Annotated in this window: 19 protein-coding genes and 1 riboswitch; of the genes, 13 read left to right on the plus strand and 6 right to left on the minus strand. The window is 41.1% G+C overall.

Annotated features, from left to right (window positions below; translation table 11 throughout):
* Nucleotides 1–69 precede the first annotated feature (69 nt).
* The 9 genes from QZ407_RS07610 to QZ407_RS07650 all read left to right on the plus strand — a co-directional run bounded on the left by QZ407_RS07610 (nt 70) and on the right by QZ407_RS07650 (nt 12,114).
* Entirely contained in the window at nt 70–873 is an 804-nt protein-coding gene (locus QZ407_RS07610) for a hypothetical protein (protein ID WP_295769343.1), read from the plus strand.
* 59 nt (nt 874–932) lie between these two features.
* The gene (locus tag QZ407_RS07615) at nt 933–1,619 is read left to right on the plus strand and encodes a hypothetical protein (protein WP_295769345.1); all 687 of its coding nucleotides are present in this window, start codon (nt 933–935) and stop codon (nt 1,617–1,619) included.
* A gap of 772 nt (nt 1,620–2,391) precedes the next feature.
* Entirely contained in the window at nt 2,392–2,946 is a 555-nt protein-coding gene (locus QZ407_RS07620) for a sigma-70 family RNA polymerase sigma factor (protein ID WP_295769347.1), read from the plus strand.
* Between the two features lie 76 nt (nt 2,947–3,022).
* Entirely contained in the window at nt 3,023–4,189 is a 1,167-nt protein-coding gene (locus tag QZ407_RS07625; RefSeq protein ID WP_295769348.1) for a FecR family protein, read from the plus strand.
* A gap of 71 nt (nt 4,190–4,260) precedes the next feature.
* Complete coding sequence (locus QZ407_RS07630) at nt 4,261–7,674, plus strand: SusC/RagA family TonB-linked outer membrane protein (protein ID WP_295769349.1); 3,414 nt, start codon at nt 4,261–4,263, stop codon at nt 7,672–7,674.
* 11 nt (nt 7,675–7,685) lie between these two features.
* Nucleotides 7,686–9,077 carry a RagB/SusD family nutrient uptake outer membrane protein gene (locus QZ407_RS07635; RefSeq protein WP_295769351.1) on the plus strand — a complete coding sequence of 464 codons (1,392 nt, stop codon included), beginning with the start codon at nt 7,686–7,688 and terminating at the stop codon, nt 9,075–9,077.
* A 46-nt stretch (nt 9,078–9,123) separates the two neighbouring features.
* Entirely contained in the window at nt 9,124–10,224 is a 1,101-nt protein-coding gene (locus QZ407_RS07640; protein ID WP_295769352.1) for a cyanophycinase, read from the plus strand.
* A 7-nt stretch (nt 10,225–10,231) separates the two neighbouring features.
* On the plus strand, nt 10,232–11,257 hold the full coding sequence (locus QZ407_RS07645) for an isoaspartyl peptidase/L-asparaginase (RefSeq protein WP_295769353.1): 1,026 nt from the start codon (nt 10,232–10,234) through the stop codon (nt 11,255–11,257).
* Nucleotides 11,257–12,114 carry a cyanophycinase gene (locus QZ407_RS07650; RefSeq protein WP_295769355.1) on the plus strand — a complete coding sequence of 286 codons (858 nt, stop codon included), beginning with the start codon at nt 11,257–11,259 and terminating at the stop codon, nt 12,112–12,114. The genes QZ407_RS07645 and QZ407_RS07650 overlap by 1 nt, the downstream gene beginning before the upstream one ends.
* A 254-nt stretch (nt 12,115–12,368) precedes the next feature.
* Here QZ407_RS07650 and QZ407_RS07655 read toward each other — a convergent pair whose 3' ends face one another.
* Together QZ407_RS07655 and QZ407_RS07660 are read right to left on the minus strand one after the other, a co-directional pair.
* Nucleotides 12,369–13,397 carry a methionine synthase gene (locus QZ407_RS07655; protein WP_295769357.1) on the minus strand — a complete coding sequence of 343 codons (1,029 nt, stop codon included), beginning with the start codon at nt 13,395–13,397 and terminating at the stop codon, nt 12,369–12,371.
* Between the two features lie 25 nt (nt 13,398–13,422).
* On the minus strand, nt 13,423–14,412 hold the full coding sequence (locus QZ407_RS07660) for a DUF1852 domain-containing protein (protein WP_295769359.1): 990 nt from the start codon (nt 14,410–14,412) through the stop codon (nt 13,423–13,425).
* Between the two features lie 170 nt (nt 14,413–14,582).
* Nucleotides 14,583–14,767, minus strand: a riboswitch (cobalamin riboswitch).
* A gap of 162 nt (nt 14,768–14,929) precedes the next feature.
* On the opposite strand from QZ407_RS07660, the gene QZ407_RS07665 reads away from it, so the two are divergent.
* Nucleotides 14,930–15,394: an Lrp/AsnC family transcriptional regulator gene (locus tag QZ407_RS07665; protein WP_295769361.1), complete on the plus strand. Its 465-nt coding sequence runs from the start codon at nt 14,930–14,932 to the stop codon at nt 15,392–15,394.
* Nucleotides 15,395–15,989: 595 nt separating this feature from the next.
* On the opposite strand, the gene QZ407_RS07670 is transcribed toward QZ407_RS07665, so the two are convergent.
* Genes QZ407_RS07670 through QZ407_RS07680 form a run of 3 tightly spaced genes read right to left on the minus strand, consistent with a single transcriptional unit; the run spans nt 15,990 to nt 19,241 of the window.
* Complete coding sequence (locus QZ407_RS07670; RefSeq protein WP_295769363.1) at nt 15,990–16,466, minus strand: ankyrin repeat domain-containing protein; 477 nt, start codon at nt 16,464–16,466, stop codon at nt 15,990–15,992.
* 14 nt (nt 16,467–16,480) lie between these two features.
* The gene (locus QZ407_RS07675) at nt 16,481–18,691 is read right to left on the minus strand and encodes a catalase (protein ID WP_295769365.1); all 2,211 of its coding nucleotides are present in this window, start codon (nt 18,689–18,691) and stop codon (nt 16,481–16,483) included.
* Between the two features lies 1 nt (nt 18,692).
* Nucleotides 18,693–19,241 carry a ferritin-like domain-containing protein gene (locus QZ407_RS07680; protein WP_295769368.1) on the minus strand — a complete coding sequence of 183 codons (549 nt, stop codon included), beginning with the start codon at nt 19,239–19,241 and terminating at the stop codon, nt 18,693–18,695.
* A gap of 476 nt (nt 19,242–19,717) precedes the next feature.
* On the opposite strand from QZ407_RS07680, the gene QZ407_RS07685 reads away from it, so the two are divergent.
* Both QZ407_RS07685 and QZ407_RS07690 read left to right on the plus strand, forming a co-directional pair.
* Nucleotides 19,718–20,191 (plus strand): NUDIX domain-containing protein, encoded by a 474-nt coding sequence (locus tag QZ407_RS07685; protein WP_295769370.1) that lies wholly within the window; start codon nt 19,718–19,720, stop codon nt 20,189–20,191.
* A 102-nt stretch (nt 20,192–20,293) separates the two neighbouring features.
* Nucleotides 20,294–22,804 (plus strand): PAS domain S-box protein, encoded by a 2,511-nt coding sequence (locus QZ407_RS07690; protein WP_295769372.1) that lies wholly within the window; start codon nt 20,294–20,296, stop codon nt 22,802–22,804.
* Nucleotides 22,805–22,889: 85 nt separating this feature from the next.
* On the opposite strand, the gene QZ407_RS07695 is transcribed toward QZ407_RS07690, so the two are convergent.
* Complete coding sequence (locus QZ407_RS07695; protein ID WP_295769374.1) at nt 22,890–23,948, minus strand: glycosyl hydrolase 53 family protein; 1,059 nt, start codon at nt 23,946–23,948, stop codon at nt 22,890–22,892.
* A gap of 131 nt (nt 23,949–24,079) precedes the next feature.
* Here QZ407_RS07695 and QZ407_RS07700 point away from each other — a divergent pair, with 131 nt between their 5' ends.
* Entirely contained in the window at nt 24,080–24,517 is a 438-nt protein-coding gene (locus QZ407_RS07700; RefSeq protein WP_295769375.1) for a DoxX family protein, read from the plus strand.
* Nucleotides 24,518–24,559 lie beyond the last annotated feature (42 nt).

Consider the following 24,559-nt stretch of genomic DNA (forward strand, 5'->3'; position numbering starts at 1 on the left):
ATACTGACCTTGTTCATGCAATGCCAGATCATGCTTGGGCAATCCAATGTTGCGTTTTCCGGCAGTTTGTTGACACAGATTAACAAAACCACATCAGGCCGAGATACTGCCATACTATTGATCTGCCAGAGCAACGCCCGGGACAAATTATCAGTTTATACGATTGCCCAAGAGGTAGTAACAAGCGGTACCGTCTACCAGTTGACCGGAGATGGAAACAATTTCACTTTGCATATCCGGTCGATAGAACAACAGCAAGTTGATAGTTTGAATTTAACGTTTAATGATGCAATATTCAAGTTAACCGTTAATCTTACAGACCGTTACTTCCTTTTTCCGGACACCTACAAGCGTCTCAAAGCTATGGTCGGAAAGCATCAGTTGACAGCCCTTCTCAACGTGTTGAGTGATAATATTGGAAACTATCCTATATCAGATGTTCTTACCTTTATACGAATAAGGCCACAGGTGAGTAGACATATCCGCCGAGCTTTTATCACAACAAAACGCAATCAGTCTGATTTGACCGACGATTGGGTTTGTAACTATGTTTATGACCGCAACGGTTATTTAAAGCAACTCAAGGTTAGTTCAGGTAACGTTATACGTTACGCAAAATCTGTAAAATCGGTGTTGCAAAATGCTGTTGCTATGAGTACATATTTGAACATTGAAGACCGGCAAATCACCGAACAAAAGATTACTTATTTTCCGAGCAGGCCACCCTCAGTCAAATGGCAAGAGAATGTTTATGAGCCTGGTAAAGACAGGACAACGAAAGCGTTAATTAGTGTTTCATCAAAATACCTTGGCAGTTTGCAGGGTGTAGAGCTACCTGTTGATGAAGTATTACGTATACTGAAAAGTAAATAATGCGACAAACTTATTAATTGATAGTGTGTTCCGGTTGATAACTTCAAAGGTAAATAGTCATGGCCAGTATTAAATCCCTTTTTCCGTTAATCATACTTTGCCTAAGTATATTTGCTTGTTCATTCAGCCCAAAAGAAAGCAAGCCTGTAAATTCATTTAACAAGGCGCCAGTCACTAACAATGATGAGACTTTTGATCTTGCGAAGCTTACGCTTAAAGAGCCTGATGTACCGGGTATGGTGGCTGAAAGAAAAGTAAAAACTGAATATTTAACTGCTACTGACCAGACCATCATTGGATTTGAAAGGCTGAAGATTAGCAGCGCTGAGATATTGCGATATGCAGGGAATGACCTAAGTGGAATCAACCACACGGTAAAGAACAATGTTTTGTTGCATTATAACGAAAAGACAAAGGGACTTGCGTTTTACGAGGTCAGGCTATACACCGAGGAACAATCTGCGGCTTTGCTTGCAGCGTTAAAAAAGATTGGAAAACCTGAATTTGAAAAACTTGGAGTCAGTAAAGGCGCTATCGAGATCGACGAAGATGGAAATGAGATCAAAAAGGCCAGTGAAGAAAAGCAAACCTTCCGCGTTTGGGAAAACAGCAAAAACGGGTTGACCTATTATTTAGTAGAACGGGGAAAGGGTGAAAGTTATACGCTGGAACTGACTGTTTTGAACCGGTCAGAAAACTATGCTAAGCAGTGGATTTCATTCCGGTCATTGGACTGGTACAAATAACGACTTTATAACAATGATCTTAGAATATGATAAAATGGACCAACCCCTATTTTAGCCTAACAGTTTTGATGGCGGTGATCCACCCTGCTCTTTAACATTGCTTGCAACTTTGTCTTGCCATGCGTCAACTTCACCGTTTTTGAGCAATAGCTGCAAGCATAATCGCTAGATTTTTGATATCCTCGCTATTCTTGCTACACAAGCTAGGTCCTACAGGCGGGCCGTGGGCAATTTCTTCTTCACCGTAATAATAAAAGCTGACCGTCCAGTTGCTTTCAAGAATTCAAATTTGGAACTGACCAACGCGTTCTACGTTCTATTGCTGCATCTTCTTAAAATGCGTAGCACCCGTTGATGCCGGTTTGCTTCTTCCGGACAATGATTACCTACTGACAAATTCCACCAGTGATGAATTGTTGGTTAAGTTTGCGTTATAAGACATCTATTCCCTTATAGAAGTCTACCACAAATGGGTTGAACATATGAAAGTCGCAGGTAAACAACACTCTTATCTAGCTGTTATGATAAAATAAACCTAAGATATACTCTGAAAGTGAATATTTGTATCATTTAAAGTATATCATTAAGCGCAAACAGTATTAAATAAGAAAACAACAACAAAAAGGCTAAAGAAAGACTACATAAAGTTTTCAGCTACTCATCGTTTACTGAGTATTATGTATTTTTTTTATAATGTTTAAACAAAACCACGTATTTTTAGAAATTAAACGCATGCCATTTGCTAATTAATTTCAATAATGAGAATGATTTAATGCTTTTTGCTTTATTAAAGCAAGGTAATAGCGACGCGTTTGAAAGTATTTATAACAAATACTGGAATCAACTTTTTAAAACTGCCTACAAACGTCTTCATGACAGAAATAAATGCCAGGATGTTGTTCAAAATGTATTCACTGATCTTTGGAATAGAAGAACCGAGTTAAATATTCTGAATTTACAGGCTTATTTGCATACAGCCGTACGCTTCCAAGTGTTGAAATCTGTTTCTAAGCAATCTCGTCACGCTCCGTTTGTTGATATTTTCGAAACTGAAATAATTTCGAATTTAAATGCAGATGGGGCTTTGCTGGATAAAGAAGCAAAAAAATTGGTGGAGCAGTTTATAAACGCCCTGCCTTTTAAGCGTCGTAACATTTTCATTAGGCATTATATAGACGATCTTTCCACCACTCAAATAGCCAGTGAATTGAATATATCTCAAAAAACTGTGCAGAATCAACTCACTACAGCATATCATGCATTAAGGCTCAGGCTCACTCATTTATTTAGCCTGGCTGCACTGCTAACATCCATACACCACCGCTAACCCTACCGCACAAAAATATTTTTTTCTTTTTGGGAGATATTACTGCTTGCAGTACATAGTATTAAACGCTATTGCTATGCCCGGTTCCAATTTCCGTAATGATATTCAAAAAATGATTGAAAAGTATGTAGAAGGAACAGCTACTGCTGAGGAAATCGCATTTGTTGAATCGTACTATGAATATCAGAAAAACAATGAAGCACCTGAACTGTCTGCACAAGAGCAGGAATCACTTCGTAAAGAAACCTTCAACAACATACACCATCAGATAAATTTTGTACCACAACCCGTAGCTCGAAACTTCAGCATTATAAAAGCCGCATCTATTGCAGCTATATTGCTAATAGCCTTTACTACCGCATACTTTTTCTCTAAGAAATCGTCCTCAAACAAAACGCCTGAAGCTTATATAGTTAAAAAACCTCTTGATATAGCTCCCGGTAGCAATAGAGCAACACTTACACTTGCTGACGGTTCTACTATAACACTCAACGATAAGGCAGCCGGAAATTTGAAGCAGTTACCCGGGCTTTTGATCTCCAAAACACATAAAGGAGAATTGGTTTATACATTATCGGGCCGTCCCAATAATCATAATAGCATCCTCAACAATACAGTCAGAACGCCGCGCGGCGGCCAGTATCAGATATACTTGCCCGATGGCACACACGTTTGGTTAAATGCAGCATCAGCCCTAACCTATCCTCAATCATTTTCCGGTAAAACGCGCCGGGTACAGTTAAAGGGTGAGGGTTATTTTGAAGTAACTAAAAATAGAGCAATGCCTTTTCATGTTTTAACCGAAAGCCAGGACGTGGAGGTAACAGGTACGCACTTTAACATTAACGGTTATATGGATAACGGCTTCATTAATACCACGCTGCTTGAAGGCGGTATCATTGTACATAACCAGGGCAACTCAAAAAAGATCGTTCCCGGCGAGCAGGCTATTGTTTCAACCAATCCGTTTACCATTAAAGTAACCACGGTAGACACCGATGAAGCTGTGGCCTGGAAAAATGGATTATTTGAATTCAATAATGCAAGCTTAAAACTTATTCTTAATCAGTTGGAGCGCTGGTACGATATAAGGGTCGATTACAACAACATTCCCGAAAAACGCTATAACGGCATGATACCACGTAGCGCAAACCTCTCTAAAGTACTGAACATGCTCGAAGTTACCGGCAATATTAAATTTAAGATCGAAAAGAACCGCCAGCTTAAAGTATTGCCGCAATAAGCGCTAAATCAAACATTGAAAAGATAAATCTACACACTAATTATTCAACGCTATAAACCCCAACGGAATGTATGAAATTTTACTATGACCCACTTAAGCTCAAGCGCACAAAATTCACCACTATTGTTTTAAGCGCTTATCCTCTTAAAGTTTTCAGAATTATGAAAATTACAGCGCTACTCATGACCCTTTTTTGCCTGCAGATAAGTGCAAGAGCGTTTTCTCAACGCGTTAGTTTGAACGAACGCAATATGCCGCTGGAAAAGGTGCTGAAGGAAATTAAACACCAAACCGGCATATATTTTTTATACGATGTCGATTTGCTTAAGCAGCGGTCAAAGCCCGTAACAATTAATGTAGTAAATACCGCTGTTGAAGACGTAATGGTTATTGTTTTAAAATCACAGCCTTTCAGTTGGGAGATTGCTGAGAACACTATCCTGATCAAACCGGTCTTTGTTAAACCCACCGCATCGCCTTTACCACAACAAAATATAGATGTACACGGTAAAGTTATTGATGAGAACGGGCGGCCGCTAACAGGGGTTACTGTAAACGTTAAAAGTTCTTCTTTAGGTACTGTTACCAATGAAAAGGGTGACTTTATTTTGGCAAATGTTAGTGATAATGCCACTCTAATTATATCCTATATGGGTTATGTAGCCAAAGAGGTAAAAGCCACAGCACAAATAGGTGTTGTTAGTCTCGTGCCTTCCATTGGTACTTTAAACGATGTGGTAGTCACTGGTTACACCAGCTATTCCCGTAATCAATCATCTAACGCGGCAACGCTGGTAAGTTCTGAAAAGATAAACCAGGTTCCCGGTTTAACGCTCGATCAGATATTGCAGGGACGGGTACCGGGCATGAGCGTTATTTCGTCATCCGGTCAGCCAGGACAGGCCGCCGCTGTCATTATAAGAGGTATTGGCAGTGTAAATGGCTCTTCAACTCCACTTTATGTGTTGGATGGTATCCCTATTGAAGGAACCTATTTTCAAACCATAAACCCGGAGGATATTGAATCGGCTACGGTGCTGAAAGATGCATCGGCCAAGGCTTTATACGGTTCAAGAGGTTCTAATGGCGTTATTGTGCTCACTACTAAAAAAGGTAAAATAGGCAAAGTTGCTGTGCAGTACAATTCACAATATGGTATCTCTAAACTAAGCCGCCCAAACTTCATAATGATGAACACAGCCGAAAGACTGCAATTTGAAGAAGAGATTGGTGCTACTTATAACCGTACTCTTGGTCCAGGCTGGACATACTCGCCCAAGAATCCGGCTTATGCCACAGGTACCCCTGCCTTCAGAGCACGTGCCAACGCAATACTTGATAGCTTAAGAGGGATAAATACCGACTGGAGAGATCAGTTTTTCCGCACCGGCAAGTTTCAGGAACAACAGGTGAGCATTAGCGGCGGTAACGACGGACTCAGGTTTTACAACTCATTAAATTATTATAAGCAGGAAGGTGTAGCCAAACGCACCGGATTAGACCGTTATGCATTAAGAAGTAATCTTGATTTTAAATCGGGCAAGTTTTCAGGAAGTACTAATATATCCATCGGTTATTCCAATTCCAGCTTTACCGAGGGTGAAGGCGGTACAGGTGTGGGTACCTCAATGGCGTCGGTTTATTACGCCTTACCTTACGAGAACCCCTATGCGCCCGATGGCACACTCATTCATCAGGGTAATAAAAACCAGTACAATATTCTTGATCTGCGCGAAGGCAGCCAAGGCTTGGAACGCCTGTTTAACTCGTCTAACAAAACCGATCAATTAAAAAGCATTATCGGGATGTCGTTCGCATATCAGATTTTGCCGGAACTGAAAATCACTACCCGGGCAGGTATCGACTACCGCAATTCTACCGATCAGCTATACATTAACCCCGATTCTTACTACGGATCGCGCAGTGTAGCAAATACCCTGGGTGGCAAAGGCCGCTTTGAAGAAGCAACGCGCCGTAGCTTCAACATTATTTCAACATCAGGTTTAACTTATTCCAAAGTTTTCAATAACGTTCATGATCTTGAAGTATCAGGCTTTTACGAATACATTTATAACAATTATAATAGCTTCGGTTTTACAGGTTTTGGCTTAGACGGGCGCTTGCCCGAAACCCCTGCTGCCATTACTAATGGCAGTGCTACATTTTTGCCTAACGTTAGCGGCAGTAAAGAAACCTACGCCTTGGCATCTATAATGGGTATTGCGCGTTATACTTATAACAGTAAATATACATTAACCGGTAGCTATCGTTATGATGGTTCAACCAGGCTTGCTCCGGTTAACAAATGGCACGGGTTTTACTCATTTGGAGCTAACTGGAATGTAAAGAAGGAGGATTTTTTAACAGATATTGATTTTGTTTCAAACCTTCGTTTCAGAGGTAGTTATGGTACAACAGCGAGCCCATTAAGCGGTGCTTTTAACTACCTGGCTACTTACTCGGTAAGTACATCGTATGCTTCACTGCCAGCAACCCGACCGGTGAGCTACGGTAACCCTAATTATGATTGGGAGTATGTTAACGAATTAAACATTGGTTTTGATCTTGGATTATTCAGAAATGAACGTTTCAGATTAACTTTTGACTATTACAATAAGAAAACAAGTAATATGTTCTTCAACCAGCCGCTGTCTGCTGTAGCGGGGAGCGATGACGGATATTTACCATTAAGTTCTGGAAAAATGTTCAACCGCGGTGTTGAGTTTGATATAAGCGGTGACATCGTAAAAAACAGTGTCTGGACATGGACACTTGGCGCTAACGCCGGTTACAACCAAAATAAAATCACGTTTCTTACTCCCCTAGCAAACTTATTACCCGACGGTGATACCCGCGTGTTTAAAGAAGGTATGCCATATGGTACCTATTATGCACCCGATTGGGCTGGTGTAGATCCGCAAACAGGTAATGCACAATACTATAATCTGGATGGTTCTATAACCACTACCTATAACGCGGCTGCTCAAAATGCCACTAATTCGGGTAGTTTGTTCCCTAAGTTTACAGGCGGATTCAGTACCAGTTTAAGATGGAAAAATTTTAATGCAAGTGCATTATTTTCATTTGTTTCGGGAGTTAAGCGCTGGAATAATGAGGACTTCTATAATGAAAACCAGCGTTATGCCAGCAGCAATCAATCTATACGCATGCTTAATGACATATGGAAGAAGCCCGGAGATATTGCTACCCTGCAGCGTTTTGATGTTCCCCGCAATTTTACTTCAAAGGATATTCAGGACGCCTCATTCCTTCGATTTAGAAACCTAAATATTGGTTACAATATTCCACAGGCGGCCTTACAGAAAATTAAAGTTTTCAAATCGGTAAGAATATTTGTTCAGGGACAAAATCTGCTGACCTGGACTAAATGGAGAGGTTTAGATCCCGAAAACAACAGTGTATACGGTAGGTTTCAGTATCCCAACACCCGTACTTTTACTGCTGGCCTAAATGTTAATTTATAATAAAGACAATAATGAGCAAATTATATAAAACATATACAATAGTATTATCACTGTTAATTTTAACGGCGTCGTGCGGAAAGTTAGATCTTAAGCCGACAGATACTATTGACCCATCCAGAGCATTTCGGAATGTAAATGATGTTAATATGGGAGTATTGGGCGTTTATGCATTAATCGATTATACACAAATCAGTCTGAATGCAACGGTAACCGATGAAGCCGCTTATCCAACTGAGAATACAGTGGGCAACAGTGATGCGTACCGCTGGCTGTATAACCCTAGCAGTGGATCAGTAACCGGGTTGTATTATACTTACTATCGTGCAATTGACCGTGCTAATCGTACTATTGCAGGCTTAGATGCCCTAACATTTACCGGTTCTGATGTTGCTACCGCAAGCCGTTATAGAGGAGAACTACTTGCATTAAGAGCTTACCTTCATTTCGAATTGTTGAGAGCATATGCATCGGCCTATCAAGCAGGCGCATTAGGAATACCTTACAGTAAAGTATCGGGTGTAGTCTACCCTGCACGCGATAACTTTGAAACCGTAATTAATAATGCTAAAGCCGATTTGGCTGAAGCCAAGGCGCTGCTACCAGCTACTTCTAATGATAAAACCCGGATAAGCAATCGCACCATCGTGGCGGCTATACAGGCTCGTGTGGCACTTTATGAAAAAAATTGGGCCGATGCTGTTACCTACTCATCTGAGGTTATTGCTGCCGCACCATTAGCCACCAAAGCACAGTTTCCGGGCATATGGACAGATGCTAACGACAACGAGGTAATTTGGAAACTAAAAAGAGTAGGAACCACCGATTCGCGCGTCGGCGATTTCTTTTTCCGTCAAACCGGAGGGATCGTTCTTTATGCACCAGCAATTAAGCTCATCAACGCTTTTGATCAGGTGAATGATATTCGCTATCCGGCATATATTAAATTTGATGCTACCCGTACAGGCACCAAATCGCAGTACTTGGTTAATAAATACATCGGTGGTACTTCATCCGCACCCGGCTTAACCGATATTAAGTTGTTCCGCACCGGCGAAATGTATTTGATCAGGGCTGAGGCCAAGGCAGAAAGCAACGGCGATGCAGCTGCTGATATAAATGCTTTGCGTGCAGTCCGCATAAATAACTACTCTAATTCGACCTTCGCTGATAAAACAGCTCTCATTGACGCTATTTATGCTGAGCGTTACAAGGAACTGGCTTTCGAGGGCCATCGCTTTTATGATTTAAAACGCAGGAATTTGCCCGTTCAGCGCCTGGCTACAGATGCTGCAAATGCATCGGGTGCGGTTACCATGCTGCCTACACAAGCGCAATATTCCTTCCCTATACCGGCACAGGAAGTATTGATCAATAAAAATACGGTTCAAAATCCAAAATATTAAACAGTACAGCCCGGAGGATTCAAGGATCAGGGTTTAATTATAATTCATGAAGCACCTAATTTTAATATTATCCTTTGGGTTATGGTTCTCTGCAGGCGCCTGCAGTAAATCGGTCAAGCCCGAACCTGCCAATTCCTCGGATGAAGCAACCAGCAGCAGCCCGGGGGGGATTGCCAAACGCAGGCCGGCATCAATTGGTATTGTTGGCGACAGTGCCAATGTAAACAAATCCGTTTCGGGCGGTTTGGTATTGATGGGTGGAGGCAGAGATGTTGATGCAGCGTTTAAATGGATGATTGACCGTAGTGGTGGTGGTGATGTTGTTATTATTCGCACTACCGGTACCGACGCTTACAACCCTTATGTAAACCGGTTGGGAACGGTTAATTCGGTAGAAACACTTAAAATAGACAGCAGAGATTTGGCTAATAATGATACCGTAGCTAACATTATCCGCAATGCTGAAATGCTGTTCATCGCCGGTGGCGATCAATCAACTTATATAAACTACTGGAGAGGAACCAAAACCGAAAAGGCCATTAATTACTTACTTAACGAGAGGAAAGCTCCGGTAGGTGGCACCAGTGCAGGATGCGCAATTTTGGGAGAACTGTATTACAGTGGCGAAAATGGCAGCGTAACATCGTCCGAAGCCTTACAAAATCCATATATCAATACGGTTACTTTGTATAAAAACGATTTTCTGAAGGCCCCTTATCTGCAACAAATAATTACCGATCAGCACTATTTAACACGCGAACGCGAAGGCAGGTCGCTGGTATTTGCCGGTCGCATTTTAAAAGATTGGAACATTGCTGCAAAAGTGATTGCCGTAGACGAGCGAACCGCCGTTTGTATAGACAAAGATGGAAGTGCCAAAGTATACGGCGATTATTCAGAAAGCCGGCCATATAGCTATGCCTATTTCATACTAACGGACCAGGCAAAACCACCTGAAGAATTTGAAGCTAATAAACCGGTAATTTGGAATAAGGGCGGTAAAGCGGTTGCAGTTTATGAAATTGCGGCATCAGTAAACGGCGGAGGCAATTTTAATATAGCTAATTTTAACAAAGCAGAAGCCAACGGAGGCAAATGGTATTGGTGGTGGTTAAATAATGGCCTTTTGAATAAAACGCAACAATAAATTTAAAATGAAAAAATTACAACGTTTAGCCTTGGGGCTCCTCCTGGCATTAAGTGCAAATGTTAATGCACAACAGAAAAAATACGTCTTGATTATTCATGGCGGTGCTGGCACTATTCTCAAGAAAAACATGACGCCCGAAAAAGAGGCAGCTTACACGGCGGCTTTAACATTGGCTTTGCAAACCGGTTATAAAAAGTTGAAGGAGGGCAAAAGCAGCTTAGATGCCGTTGAGGCCACTATACATATTATGGAAGATTCGCCACTCTTTAACGCAGGCAAGGGCGCTGTTTTTACCCACGACGGCCGTAATGAATTGGATGCAGCTATTATGAACGGCAAGACGCTTGAAGCGGGCGCCATAGCCGGGGTTACCACTATCCGCAATCCAATTAGTGGCGCCCGTGCAGTTATGGAAAAATCTGAACACGTAATGATGGTAGGCGATGGCGCCGATAAGTTTGCTAAAGAAGTAGGCTTGACTATTGTTGACCCTAAATACTACTGGACCAAAGAACGCTGGGACGGCCTGCAGCAAGCCATCAAACAAGATTCGACCAAAGCAGTGTTGGATCATGGCAGCAAAAAATCAATGCTGCTGGGCACAAAGAATCATGATTATAAGTTTGGCACAGTTGGCTGCGTTGCGCTCGACAATGCAGGTAACCTGGCTGCAGGTACCTCTACCGGCGGCATGACCAATAAAAAATACGGCCGTGTTGGTGATGCTCCTATTATTGGGGCAGGTACCTACTGTAACAATCAAACTGCGGGCATCTCTTGCACAGGCTGGGGCGAGTTTTATATACGTAATGTGGTAGCCAAAACCATATCCGACCTTATGGAATATAAGGGCTTAGGCGTTGCGGAGGCCTCCAAGATTGTGCTGGACAAGGTTGGCAAAATGGGTGGAGATGGTGGTCTAATTGCATTGGATAACAAGGGAAACATTGCAATGCCCTTCAACACCGAAGGTATGTACAGAGGCGCTATTACTGCCGATGGCAAAGTTGAAGTTCAGATTTACAAATAATGAGGCAGATATTCACACCAATATTTTTCCTGCTGTTGCTGACAACCACAGGAAAGTATTTAGTTGCTCAAACAAAAGCCTTCCCTAAAGGCTCGTTGTTTATCATAGGTGGCGGAAATCGGTCTGATGCATTGATTAAGCAATTAGTATTAACTGCAAAACTTGGCGCGAAAGATTATATTGTGATACTGCCGATGGCCAGCGAAATTCCGGATACGGGCTTTAAGTATATCAGTAAGCAGCTTAGGATACATACTAACCAGCCCATCCGTAATTTTGATTTTAACAAACATGATACTAAGGATGCAAAATGGGTAGATTCAGTTGCCGGTGCAAAGCTAATTTACATTTTAGGGGGCGACCAAAACCGTTTCATGAAAGCCGTATTAAATACGCCGGTTTATACCGCCATACACAAAGCTTACAGCACTGGTTCAACCATTGCCGGAACTAGTGCCGGTGCTGCAGTAATGAGTAAACACATGATTACAGGTGTGCAGCTAAAGGACAGTAAGTACAAGGAAACTTTTGACAAGCTATGGGACAACAACATTGAATTTAGCCAGGGCTTGGGCTTGCTCGAACATACTATTATTGATCAGCATTTCTTAAAACGGAACCGGTACAATCGCGTCATTTCTGCCTTGGCTGCCAAGCCGGGCTATATGGGCGTTGGTGTAGATGAAAGCACGGCAATAATTGTAAAAGGTAACAAAGCTACCGTTGCCGGCGACAGTCAGGTACTCCGTTTCATAAGTCCCGAAAATGCCCGCGCTACAGAAAGCGGGCTCTTAAAATTTAAACAGATAAATTTGGGTGTTTATACAGCCGGCGACGTGTTTGATATTATCCCTTAATGAGAGATTAAACCTAATAGTTAATCTGAAGGCCTGGTAGTCTCTAAAAAATGTGACCACGTGAATTATCCATTCAGTTATTGATGTTTTTTGCACATTTAGTACGATTTTTAACAAATAACAAAAGCCTTTAATCATTGAATCTTACTGCGTACGCAGTAAGATTCAATTAAAAAATTGGTTAATTCGCTCGCGTTAACCTTATGAATGGAAAGCTGCAAAGTTAAATGCCATGTTCAAGTGGCACATTGAGACTATATGGCAAATCCGTTGCGTATAATTTCTGCACCTTTGCTTAAAGCACTCAATTTAGCTCTTGCAATGTTTCGTGATAAAGGAGCCATACCGCAGTTAGTTGAAGGATAAAGATTTTCGACATTTACGAACTCCAGCGTTTTCCTTAGCGTATTAGCTACTTCTTCGGGTGTTTCAATCCTGTTAGAAGCCACATCAATTGCACCAACCATTACTTTCTTTCCTCGGACTAGTTCAATCAAATTTAATGGTACGTTTGAATTGTGGCATTCTAACGAGACGATATCAATATCAGATTTTTGAATTTTTGGAAAAATCTCTTCGTATTGACGCCACTCTGATCCCAATGTTTTTTTCCAGTCATTGTTAGCTTTTATGCCATAACCATAGCAAACATGTACGGCAGTCTTGCAGTGTAATCCTTCAATGGCTCTTTCTAACGCTGCCATCCCCCAATCATTTACTTCGTCAAAAAACACATTAAATGCAGGTTCATCGAACTGAATGATATCTATCCCGGCAGCTTGCAGTTCCCTCGCCTCCTCATTGAGTACTTTAGCAAACTCCCAGGCCAATTTTTCTCTGCTTTTATAATGGTCATCGTATAACGTGTCAACCATTGTCATCGGCCCAGGCAATGCCCATTTAATGGGTTTAGTTGTTTGTTGACGTAAAAATTTAGCGTCATTGACAAAAACTGCCTTTCGACGAGCAAGCTCATCCACTACAACGGGAACACTCGCGTCATAACGGTTACGGATTTTTACGATTTTACGATTTTCAAAATCTACGCCACTTAAATGCTCAATAAACGTAGTCACAAAATGCTGGCGTGTTTGCTCACCATCACATATAATATCCACCCCGGCCAACAGCTGTTCTTGCAAAGCGATGCGCAGAGCATCTTGTTTACCTTCCGTTAACTGATCGCCTTCTAATTTCCAGGGCGACCAAAGTTTTTCAGGTGGTGCAAGCCAAACAGGTTTAGGTAAACTTCCCACAATTGAAGTGGGCAATAATATATTCATGATAAAATGATTGGGGTTTATATAATTAAAGCGCAAAATTGGCTGACCACTTTTCTAGTAAACTTTTGTAAGGCTTGATGAAATGTTCTTCTGCAAACTTACCTTGTTCAATGGCTAACTGGCTGCGTTCTTCACGGTTGTAAATGATCTTTGTTAAAGAATGGTCTTTATTTTTTAAACTTGGCTTATAGCATAACCCTGCAACAGAATTGGCATTATAAATTTCAGGCCTGTAAACCTTTTGGAATGTTTCCATGGTACTAATTGTACTAATCAGTTCAAGGTTGGTGTAATCAGCCAGCAAGTCACCAAAGAAATAAAACGCTAAAGGGGCTGCACTATGTGGTGGCATAAAATAGCGAACCTGCAGGCCCATTTTATTGAAGTATTGCTCTGTTAACGAAGATTGGGAGGTTTTGTATTCAAAACCTAAAATCGGATGATAATTCCCTGAACTATGATAGGTTTTACTCTCTGCTACGCTCAGACAGATAACTGGTAGTTTAAAAAAACGCTTTTTGTAGCTTTCTGAACTTACGAAATGTTTAAATATTTTGCCGTGCAATTCACCAAAGTCATCAGGAATGCTAAATTGTTCTTTGCCTTTGTTATGCTCTAAAAGCAACACGCTGAAATCATAATCGCGTATATAAGAAGAAAAGTTATTACCGACTATTCCATCAACGCGTTTTCCTGTTTGATGATCGGTGATATATGTTTGTAATATCTCGATTGATGGGAATGTTTCACCACTACCATCAATATCTATATGTACAGAAATAATTTCCAGTTCAACCGAATAGCGATCATTACCAGGATTATCCCAATGTGCCAAAGTATTGAATCGATTATTGATCATCTGAATGGTGTTACGCAAGTTTTCCTGACGACTTGTTCCCCTTGCCAGGTTAGCAAAGTTGGTCGTTGTGCGCGTACTGGTGGACGGTATATAGTCCTCATTAAAATAAACACTGCTCAATTTGAACATAAAATCATTCTTAATTGTATCCCGCATAATTTCTATGGACGTCTTTTTTTATATCATAAAATCTCAAAATAGGACGAGAAACCTAAGGTTAAGAGGCGGGTTAATAGGGAGATGTATGGACGAGCAGAAATAATCAACCGTTATAAGCTGACATCTTGAAGCTATACAATCTGACCAATGGCCTCTTTACGCGGAAGCATCGTCAACACAGTAAAGGCAGGTATCCTGACTTGTAACGGCTTTGTTTAGGCCTTCCCGCTTGCGCAGTGACCATTTTTAATAAAAGCTTTTTGTGTTACTTACAGTTGCGCGACAGCTCGTGATTTGCAAACGATTCCCTTTTAACTCACCGCTAAGTAAAACCTCTACTGATTGCTTAAATAAGCAAAGAACCACGAGTAAAAACTCTGTGTAAAGGTAAATAAACAGTCATAAGGACTGCAATAGGTATATATTTTAAGCAAAATCAGCTTAAATATGGAATTTACACAAATTTTTGTGCGGTTTCTATTTACCTTTGAGTACTAAAACAGTGATTTATGCTATGGAACAACTCGACGATATTGATTTGAAACTATTGAAAATATTAGCCAATGACTCAAGTTTTACCATTAAGGAACTTGCAACAAAGGTGAATTTGTCACCATCACCGGTTGTGCAGCGTGTTAAACGTTTGGAAACCGGAGGCTATATCAAGAAATATATCGCATTGCTGGATCCGGAAAAGTTTAATCAGGGCCTCATTGTATTCTGTAACATAAAGTTAAAACAACATGATCGGAAGATTGGACATAACTTTGTGAAGGATATTCAGCAGATTGAAGAGGTAGTGGAATGCTATAACATTTCCGGTGATTACGATTTCTTTTTGAAAGTATTTGCCCGCGATATGAGACATTATCAGAACTTTGTGTTTAACAAATTAGGATCGGTAGAAAGTATTGGCAGCACCCACAGTACTTTTGTGATGGCCGAAATAAAAAACACTCACAATATCAACCTTTATTAATTCAATAATTGGATACACTCCCCCTGTTTTTAAATCACGCTCAAGTGAGACCAATGAGTTTACAACCAATGGAATGTTTGATGTAAAAAGTGTAATAACTTTAATTTTAGGCTAGTTATTATCCTATGGGGCAATTTCAGGTCCTGACTGACTTAAAAATTGAATGTTTAATGTCTATTCATTGTACATACATTCAATTGTAAAACATATTAAGTTACCAAATAACAAAAGTATAATAACGATAATTGATAATTCAATGAATGAGTTTAGCAAGTAATTACCTGAAAGTAAACTTCTACTAAATGAGATAATCATTCTGTATGTCCGTATCAGGTACAGTACTAACTCATTGCTTTAAGAAAACGCCTGGCAATATCTCACTCTTACGTTGCAAATGATTGCATAAGCAAATTGGTTTTACTGCAAATGAGCCGATTTCAAACGTTAATTAGGCTATTCAATTTTAATCATAAAAATGGATGCCCTCTGTTGAGAGCATCATCAAAATTTAACAGCTAACTTATAACAACACTATTGATGCAACTGTGGCATAGACTATGTCTATGCCATCCTTACTGTTGAATTTTAGAATTGATTAATAATTTTCGAGTATTGCAATGCCATCTTCATTCCCTTGCTGTGCGGCTAAATCAAACACAGACATGCCACGGTTATCCAGCAGCGTTTTATCTGCGCCATAATCCAATAACAATTTAATAAGTGTATTACGGCCAAACATTGCAGCAAACATTAACGCACTACCTCCGTTTGCGTGCTGCCGGTTTAGGTCAGCTCCATTTTCAATAAGTAATTTGGCTATCTCCGGGTAGCCTTTAAAGCAGGCACCCATCAGCGCGGTATTACCGCCCAAGTCGGCTGCATTCGGGTCCGCTCCTGCTTCCAACAGGTATCTTGCCGCTTCCAAACGGTTACTATAACAAGCGATGATAAGCGGTGTGTAACCTTTTTCATCGGTTGCGTTTAGATCTGTATCAGCGGTTATTAAACTTTTTAAAGCATCAACGCTGCCCGCGCGGGCGGCGTTGATAATGGGTTGAATTAATTCACTCATTAATGCAGAATATGTTAAGCAGGAATCAATCTTGGTTTTTCACGCTCCCAAAAACGATGTTGTGCAATCATTTTAATTAAAAGCCTTGTAAAATTTTTATCTACTCTTCCTACGAGTATCCCTTCACTTAATACAGCCTCTTCAGAAAAATCAGGCGGAAGCTTCTTGCTGAAATAGGTGGCATTAATCACTTGCATGGCTTCCTCCGCCGCTGCTATAGGTTTACAGTGCTTAAACGCCTCATTTAAAAAGTGTACGGCGTTGGCTTCAGCTTCCAAGGTAGCTACAGCGTTAGTACCACCAGCCACATATACAGCATCAAACAGTACGGAAGCAGCGGTTAAAAAGCTTTGATCCACTTCTATTTTTGAGTCATCCTCAGCTGTTATAAAACCTTGGCGCGGTGCAATTACCTCAACAGTGGCTCCTTCCGCAATAAGCGCGTCTTTTACTGCTTTAACGGAGTTTGCATCTGCGCCATCAGCAGCAAGCAAAGCAATTTTGCGGCTTTTAATAGAATCTTTAACCGTACCAGCCATACTTAGTGCTTCCGATTTGGCCAGAGCGCCGTCTACTTGTACCGATTGGTAATCTGCCGGATTGCCGTCAGCCGGAATACTTTGGTTGGTTGGCAATATCTCAGGCAAGTGTAATCCTAAGCCGTAAGCCACTTGGGTGGCCAGGCCCTTGTCAATCTGTACAAGGATGCCCAGCATCCGCTCGCGGATGGCGATGGTTTTGACTTTTCCTAATTCAAAAGTAAGCGCGTCTACAATGTGATTTTTTTCCGGGTCAGACTGACTGTTGAAGAACAATCTGGCCTGACTAAAATGGTCAAAGAAACTTTTATTGCGCAGGCGTTCCTTGCGGGCCTCGATGCGTTCGCGGTAGCTTACAAACCCTCCTGCGGCTTCTTTAACTTGCTGAGGATCGTTGCCGCTGATTGAATTCGGATTATAACTGGTTTTACCACGGTTTATAGTTTGTCGCATAAACCCGTCGCGCTGGTTATTATGTACCGGTACTATCGGCCGGTTAATCGGTATCTCTTGGAAGTTTGGTCCGCCTAAACGGGTCAACTGCGTATCGGTATAAGAGAACAGACGACCTTGTAATAACGGATCGTTGGTAAAATCAATACCCGGAACTACGTGGCCAATGTGATAAGCAATCTGCTCGGTCTCTGCAAAGAAGTTATCCGGATTACGGTTCAGAGTCAGTTTACCTACACGCTGCACCGGTACTAATTCTTCGGGCACCAATTTGGTTGAATCCAGCAAGTCAAAGTCATATTTGAATTCATCCTCCTCCGGAATAATTTGTAAGCCTAACTCATACTCAGGGAAATTACCACTTTCAATAGCATCCCATAGATCTCTGCGATGAAAGTCCGGGTCTTTTCCTGAAATATTTTGTGCTTCGTCCCAAGCTACAGAATGTACACCCAACAAGGGCTTCCAATGAAATTTAACAAAACTGGCCTTGCCCTCGGCATTAATCAGGCGGAATGTATGCACACCAAAACCCTCCATCATGCGATAGCTGCGCGGGATGGCACGGTCACTCATCGCCCACATGATCATGTGTGCCGATTCCGGCATCAGCGAGATAAAATCCCAAAAGGTGTCATGTGCAGAAGCCGCTTGTGGAATTTCATTATCAGGTTCCGGTTTAACAGCGTGTATTAGGTCTGGAAATTTGATTGCATCCTGAATAAAAAAGACGGGCATGTTATTACCAACCAAGTCAAAATTACCCTCGGTAGTATAAAACTTTGCAGCAAAACCCCGCACATCGCGCGCAAGGTCTGTTGAACCTCTTGAGCCTGCTACTGTTGAAAAACGAACAAACACCGGCGTTTCTACCTCTGTATCGTTCAGGAAAGCGGCTTTTGTATATTCAGCCAAAGGCTTATATAACTTAAATACGCCATGCGCTCCCGAACCGCGCGCATGTACTACTCTTTCCGGTATACGTTCATGATCAAAATGAGTCATTTTTTCGCGGAAGAGAAAATCTTCCAGTAAAGACGGGCCGCGGTCTCCTGCTTTTAGCGAATTTTGATCGTCGTTTATCGGTAACCCGGTATTTGTATTCATTTGCTCACCAGCAGCATCTGCCGTATGCGGAGCAAGACTTTGTGTTTTTGTATTTTCAGGTTGTGGTGCCAGTTGTTTGTCAATAGCAGCCTCAGTACCCATTTTAGGTGATGGTTTCTTTGCCATGTTATTCTTGAGTTGCTGCGCTGTAGTTAATATCGCTTTCGGCTACTTGGGTTAATTTTTTGTCTGCGGCTTTCTCTTCCGCTAATGTTTCGGCTAAAATACCTGCAACGTCTTCCAGACCAAGCGTGATGGCGAGTTGATGTAATCCGCCGTAAGTAGCGATTTCATAGTGCTCCACTTTTTGGGAGGCCAGAATAATTCCAACGTCTCGTGTTGCCGTACCGGCTTCGGTGCTTTCAATAATGCCTTCGCCTTCTTTAGCCAGGCCTTCCATCGCATCGCATTTTTGTGCCTGCACTTTTTCGCCCAGCAATTCAAACACCTGTTCAAGGCGTGATACATGCGTTCTGGTTTCTTCCAGGTGATCTGTTATTCCTTGAGCAAGCGCTTTTGATGTTGCTGCTGCAATCATCTTAGGCAAAATTTTAACCAGATGGTTCTCGGCCCAGTAAATGTCTTTGATTCCGTCTGTAAATAACTCCAGCAATGCCGGCTGTTCTTTAGGCGATGTTTTGGTACTGAATTTTGGTTCCCCTGATTCTTTTTTCATAATGCACAACTGGTTAATGACAGTTTATTCGAAGCTGATGGTCCGATTTATCAACACATTGGATGCCCTCGACACCAAGTAGCTTAATCTAAACCTAAAGGAAATGCAATTGTTTATTTTATTATCAACTGAAGCAGGTTCAATTGATCTTTGCATTCTTTGGAACATAGATTAATTTAACGGCTGTTATGAATATCAATTTGTATTTTTAACACTTGAAGGGTACTTATATTCAGCGTATAAAATATGTGAAACTCGTTTACTTATAACAATTTGTCAACAAGCACATTATAAGGATAGGTCGAATATAAACGGGTTTACTTTTGTAACATTTCTTTTAGAAGGATTTTTAATGATGTTATTTGAGTAAGTTCTGCGATGATAACTTCTTTATCGCATCACCCCTTTCGTTTTAAAACTTTAAACAGGTTTGAGCTGTTTGTAGTGCATTAACCATATCCAAGTCAACTTTATAAATGCCAAAACAAAGCTCAGGATTGTTATTGTACCGAAAGCGTGATAGCGAGCTTCAGTTTTTTTTGGTTCATCCTGGCGGCCCTTACTTTAAGGGTAAAGATGCGGGCGTTTGGAGTATACCAAAAGGTGAATATGATAGCAGCGAAGATGCGCTGAGTGCAGCTAAACGTGAATTTGAGGAAGAAACCGGCTTGCCAGTGAATGGTGATAACTTTATAGCGCTTACACCAATTAAGCAAAAAGGCGGCAAAGTTGTTAGTTGCTGGGCTGTTGAAGCAGATGTAAACCAAGACAAAATTGTAAGCAATACCTTCGATATGGAGTACCCTTACAAATCAGGTAAGTATATAACTATACCCGAAATTGACAGGGCTGGATGGTTCAGTTACGAGAATGCTTGTTTAAAAATTAACGAGCGTCAAAAAAGTTTCCTGGATGATTTGCTGGCCGCTTTAAATAAGCACGATTTTTAAATAAGTTTACAACTACAGTTTGTGCGCAGGCGTTGTGAAATACTCCTTTCCCTTTTTAAAAAAGTATCATATTTTTGTTAGCTATACACCGTTGCATTATTAATGACTGATAATATAAAGCCCACGCTAGATGATTCTGCAGTTTTGCAGGTATTAGCGCAAAGTAAAAAGGCTACCGCTATTTATAATTCCGAGGATCTCCATATACGTTTTGTTAATGATTCAATGCTCCGCATTTGGGGTAAGGACAGGAGTATAATTGGAAAAACTTTTGAAGAAGCTATACCGGAAATAAAAGGACAGCCATTTACTGCTTTATTGCAAAATGTTTGGCGTACAGGCGAAACATACGTAGCGGAATGTATGCCTGCCGATTTACTGATTGATGGAGAACTTAAGCGCTCTCTATTTGATTTTGAATATAAGGCCATCAAGAAAGATGATGGAAGCACTTTATGCATACTCCATACAGCTACCGATGTTACGCAGCAACAAAAGTACTGGCAGGAAATAAGGGAGCGTATTGAGAATGAACAGCAGTTAGTTGAAGAGCTTACCGCAAATAACGAAGAATTACGCTCACTAAACGAGGAATTAGCTGCTATAAGCGAAGAGAATCGTAATTCGCTTGAGCAACTGGCTATGGCAAAGCAGGCCGGTGGTGTGGGAATATTTGATTTAGATGTAACTCATGACGTACTCATTTGGGATGAGCGCTGTAAAGAATTGTTCGGTGTATCCCCCAAACAAAAGGTTACTTACTCTTCAGACTTTGTAAACGGATTACATCCTGATGATCATGAGCATACGGTTAATGCTGTAAACGAAGCCTATGACAAACAAAAAACCGGCGGCAAGTATAACGTAAAATATCGCACAGTGGGTGCCGAAGATGGACTTATACGCTGGGTGCATGCCATTGGCCAGGTTCATTTTGATGCTGCTGATAAGCCGCAACGGTTCATTGGAACAGTAACTGACATAACCGAAGAAGTAAACTCAAGAGTACAGCTGGAACAAAGTGAAAGCCGTTTGCAAGATGCCAATGAAGAGTTATATGCAATTAACGAAGAGCAGGCATCAATAAACGAAGAACTACGAGCTACCAATGAGGAGCTGGCCGATACACAATCGCAGCTTTTAGAATCAAACAATAATCTTAACGAAAGCAGGGCCCGTTTACGCGACGTGTTAGAGCAGGCCCCTGTAGGTATGTGTGTTTTGCGGGGCCCTGATCATGTCATTGAAATTGCAAATGAAGCTATCCTCAATATATGGGGACGAAAGCTTGAAGAAGTAATTGATCGTCCGCATAGGCAAGCACGCCCCGAACTGGAAGGGCAGCCGGTGTTTGGCTGGCTGGATAACGTTTACAGAACCGGTGAACGCCAGGTAAACCGTGAGTTTCGAGTAATGCTTAGGGACGGCGACGGAACACGGGAAGCTATAGTAAATTCAGTATACGAGGCTTTGAAAGATTCATCAGGCATAATTGATGGGGTATTGATTATACTTGAAGATATTACTGAGGCCGTTAAAGAGCGCCGCGAAGCACAGCATATGCAGGAAATGTTTAGCTTGGCTATTGATGCAGGTGATCTCGGAGCTTTCTATTATAATCCCCAATCCAATCTTTTTTCAGGTAATGAAATATTAAAGAAGTGGTTTGGCTTAGGGCCAGATGAACATATTTGCCTGGAGCTAGCTACAAATGTAATTGCCGATGAAGACCGCAGGTTTGTTAACGATGCAATAGCTAACGCGCTGAATCCGGCTTCTGATGGAAATTATGATATAGAGTATACTATTATCAATCCGAATACAAATATACCACGCATAGTTAAAGCTAAAGGTAAAGCTCGCTTTAATGCAGACGGCAAGCCCGAAAGTCTTAACGGAATGTTGTTGGATATTACTGAACGCAAGCAGGATGAACAGCGTAAAAATGATTTTATAGGCATGGTTAGTCATGAGTTAAAAACTCCGCTCACCTCGGTCAACGCTTACATCCAGATGCTGCAAGGCCGTTCGGTTAAAAATCAGGACGTTTTTACTGCCGGCGCATTAGATAAGGTTGCCAACCAAATCAAAAAGATGACTGTCATCATCAATGGATTTTTGAATGTGTCAAGATTCGAGTCGGGCAAGATTCATATTGACAAGCAGTTTTTTGATATGGCCGAGCTGGTTAAAGAGGTTGAAGATGAATCGTTAACTACAATCAGTAGCCACAAAGTTTTGTTCGCACCTGTAGAGTATACTCCTGTAATTGCCGATCGTGATAAAATTGGTCAGGTTATTAATAATTTAATAAGTAATGCGGTAAAATATTCACCGCAAGGCAGTACAATACAAATTGCCTGCGTAACCAAAGATAATTTTGCCGAGGTGTGCGTTACAGATGCCGGTATGGGTGTAAAACCCGAAGATCAGCAAAGGTTGTTTGACCGGTATTATCGCGTAAAGGGAGACCATATGACTGCAATTTCCGGCTTTGGAATTGGTTTATACCTTTGTTCAGAAATCGTGTCTCGTCACAACGGCAACATATGGGTTGAAAGTGAATTTGGAAAAGGATCTACATTTTGTTTTAAAATACCTATAGTAAGTTAACAGGTCCGCTTGTTGAGGCATACCTTCTTTTTAAAATGGTTGTTAAAAATTGGCTTGCTCGGTTTAAATAGACCTGTTACAAATTCTATTTGAGGAATGCATCAAGTGCTTTGGTTGGCTTACCATCGTCTCCCCATGCACTTAACGCATAGTGGCTCCATGATGCTGCGCCTTGCGGTTCCCAGTACAGAACGCCAAGCCCTTTGCCGTTAGGTACCTGCTTTACCTTTTGTTGTACGGCTATGAGCATGCCATAGGTATTATGGGGCTTATTGGCCTCTCCTCCTACCTCAACAATCATTACCTCTTTGTTATACCGTTGTGCCATGTCATTCAAATTTTTGCCTAAATCATCTATGGATAGTGTATAATCAGGTTTACCTTTTAACCAGTAAGGGTAATAAGACATACCAATCACATCAAATTTGGCACCATGCAACGTCGCTTTGTCAAACCAGTTCCTAAAGCGAGCATTGTCATTTCCTCGGTCTAGATGCAGGATGACTTTACTTTTTGAGCACACCTTTTTTATTGCGTCGTATCCTTTGTTAATTAATTGGGCTAATTGTGGCCAGTTGTTTGTGATTCCTTCCGGATAGATCATACCACCCGGCGTTTCATTGCCAACCTGCACCCACTCAGGATAAACTCCCGCATTTACCAAAGCTTGCATTACATCTTCAGTATAGCTGTAAACATCATCAAGCAAGGTATTAAAGTCATGCCCTTCCCAGGCCTTGGGTTTAACCTGCTTACCCGGATCAGCCCAGGTATCACTATAATGAAAATCAATCATTATGCGCATTCCCCATTTCTTTGCTCTTACGGCCATGGCAACCGTTTCCTCTTTACTACAGTGGCCACTTGCTTTATCGTTGCTTGGATTAACCCACGTTCGTAGCCTAATGGTATTAATTTCTTTATCCTTTAAAATTTTAAAGCAGTCTTCTTCTTTACCTGCTGTGTTGTAAAACTTAAATCCGGTGGCTTCCATTTGCGGCAACCAGCTAATGTCAGCGCCTTTAGCAAATTTTGTTTTGTAATTAGTTATCTGAGCCTGTGAAAATGAAGTAAGGCAAATTGCTATTAGAAAGCACAAAAGTACCCTGCGTTTAAAAAAATTATTGGTTGATAGTGTATTCATTGAAATTTTATCTACTTAAAATGAAAGTTGTTATAACTATCGTAATTGTTTAACAAACAGCTTATTAAGCCTGTCTGAAGTAACAAATTAAGCTGTAATTGCGTTATATTAGTATACCAATTATAAACATTATGAAATTTATTTCCCGCATTCAACTTTGGGGTGATCAGAATCATCCAAAGTGGTTAGATCTGTTTCGTATAATTTTAGGTATTGTGCTGGTTTGGAAAGGCATATCTTTTATGCTTAATCTTCACGCCTTTACATCCTTAATGACCGAATCGGGACTGCCAATGGCACTATCGTTAAGTATTGTTGCGCATCTTATTATTCTGTTACACGTTTTTGGGGGCTTTTTCATAGCCCTCGGCTCTAACACCCGCATGTTTTGTTTGTTAAACCTGCCAATTCTGGTTGTTGCGGTAGTTTTTGTAAACCTTAGTCAGCATATTTTTAGGCCTTATGCCGAGTTCTGGCTGTCAGTATCTGTACTGATTGGTTTGGTTGTGTTCTTGGTTGAAGGGAACGGTAAATTATCAGTAGAAAACAGAGCGGAAAAGATGGCGTGATCTTTATATTTCATAGATGAAAAAGCCCCTGTTATTTTAATA

The organism is uncultured Mucilaginibacter sp., from assembly GCF_913773635.1.
Taxonomy (GTDB): Bacteria; Bacteroidota; Bacteroidia; order Sphingobacteriales; family Sphingobacteriaceae; genus Mucilaginibacter.

Excerpts from the sequence above, each read along its gene's own strand:
- QZ407_RS07615 (WP_295769345.1), top strand. The coding sequence starts at position 933 with ATGGCCAGTATTAAATCCCTTTTTCCGTTAATCATACTTTGCCTAAGT.
- QZ407_RS07620 (WP_295769347.1), top strand. The coding sequence starts at position 2,392 with ATGCTTTTTGCTTTATTAAAGCAAGGTAATAGCGACGCGTTTGAAAGT.
- QZ407_RS07625 (WP_295769348.1), top strand. The coding sequence starts at position 3,023 with ATGCCCGGTTCCAATTTCCGTAATGATATTCAAAAAATGATTGAAAAG.
- QZ407_RS07630 (WP_295769349.1), top strand. The coding sequence starts at position 4,261 with ATGAAATTTTACTATGACCCACTTAAGCTCAAGCGCACAAAATTCACC.
- QZ407_RS07635 (WP_295769351.1), top strand. The coding sequence starts at position 7,686 with ATGAGCAAATTATATAAAACATATACAATAGTATTATCACTGTTAATT.
- QZ407_RS07640 (WP_295769352.1), top strand. The coding sequence starts at position 9,124 with ATGAAGCACCTAATTTTAATATTATCCTTTGGGTTATGGTTCTCTGCA.
- QZ407_RS07645 (WP_295769353.1), top strand. The coding sequence starts at position 10,232 with ATGAAAAAATTACAACGTTTAGCCTTGGGGCTCCTCCTGGCATTAAGT.
- QZ407_RS07650 (WP_295769355.1), top strand. The coding sequence starts at position 11,257 with ATGAGGCAGATATTCACACCAATATTTTTCCTGCTGTTGCTGACAACC.
- QZ407_RS07655 (WP_295769357.1), bottom strand. The coding sequence starts at position 13,397 with ATGAATATATTATTGCCCACTTCAATTGTGGGAAGTTTACCTAAACCT.
- QZ407_RS07660 (WP_295769359.1), bottom strand. The coding sequence starts at position 14,412 with ATGCGGGATACAATTAAGAATGATTTTATGTTCAAATTGAGCAGTGTT.
- QZ407_RS07665 (WP_295769361.1), top strand. The coding sequence starts at position 14,930 with ATGGAACAACTCGACGATATTGATTTGAAACTATTGAAAATATTAGCC.
- QZ407_RS07670 (WP_295769363.1), bottom strand. The coding sequence starts at position 16,466 with ATGAGTGAATTAATTCAACCCATTATCAACGCCGCCCGCGCGGGCAGC.
- QZ407_RS07675 (WP_295769365.1), bottom strand. The coding sequence starts at position 18,691 with ATGGCAAAGAAACCATCACCTAAAATGGGTACTGAGGCTGCTATTGAC.
- QZ407_RS07680 (WP_295769368.1), bottom strand. The coding sequence starts at position 19,241 with ATGAAAAAAGAATCAGGGGAACCAAAATTCAGTACCAAAACATCGCCT.
- QZ407_RS07685 (WP_295769370.1), top strand. The coding sequence starts at position 19,718 with ATGCCAAAACAAAGCTCAGGATTGTTATTGTACCGAAAGCGTGATAGC.
- QZ407_RS07690 (WP_295769372.1), top strand. The coding sequence starts at position 20,294 with ATGACTGATAATATAAAGCCCACGCTAGATGATTCTGCAGTTTTGCAG.
- QZ407_RS07695 (WP_295769374.1), bottom strand. The coding sequence starts at position 23,948 with ATGAATACACTATCAACCAATAATTTTTTTAAACGCAGGGTACTTTTG.
- QZ407_RS07700 (WP_295769375.1), top strand. The coding sequence starts at position 24,080 with ATGAAATTTATTTCCCGCATTCAACTTTGGGGTGATCAGAATCATCCA.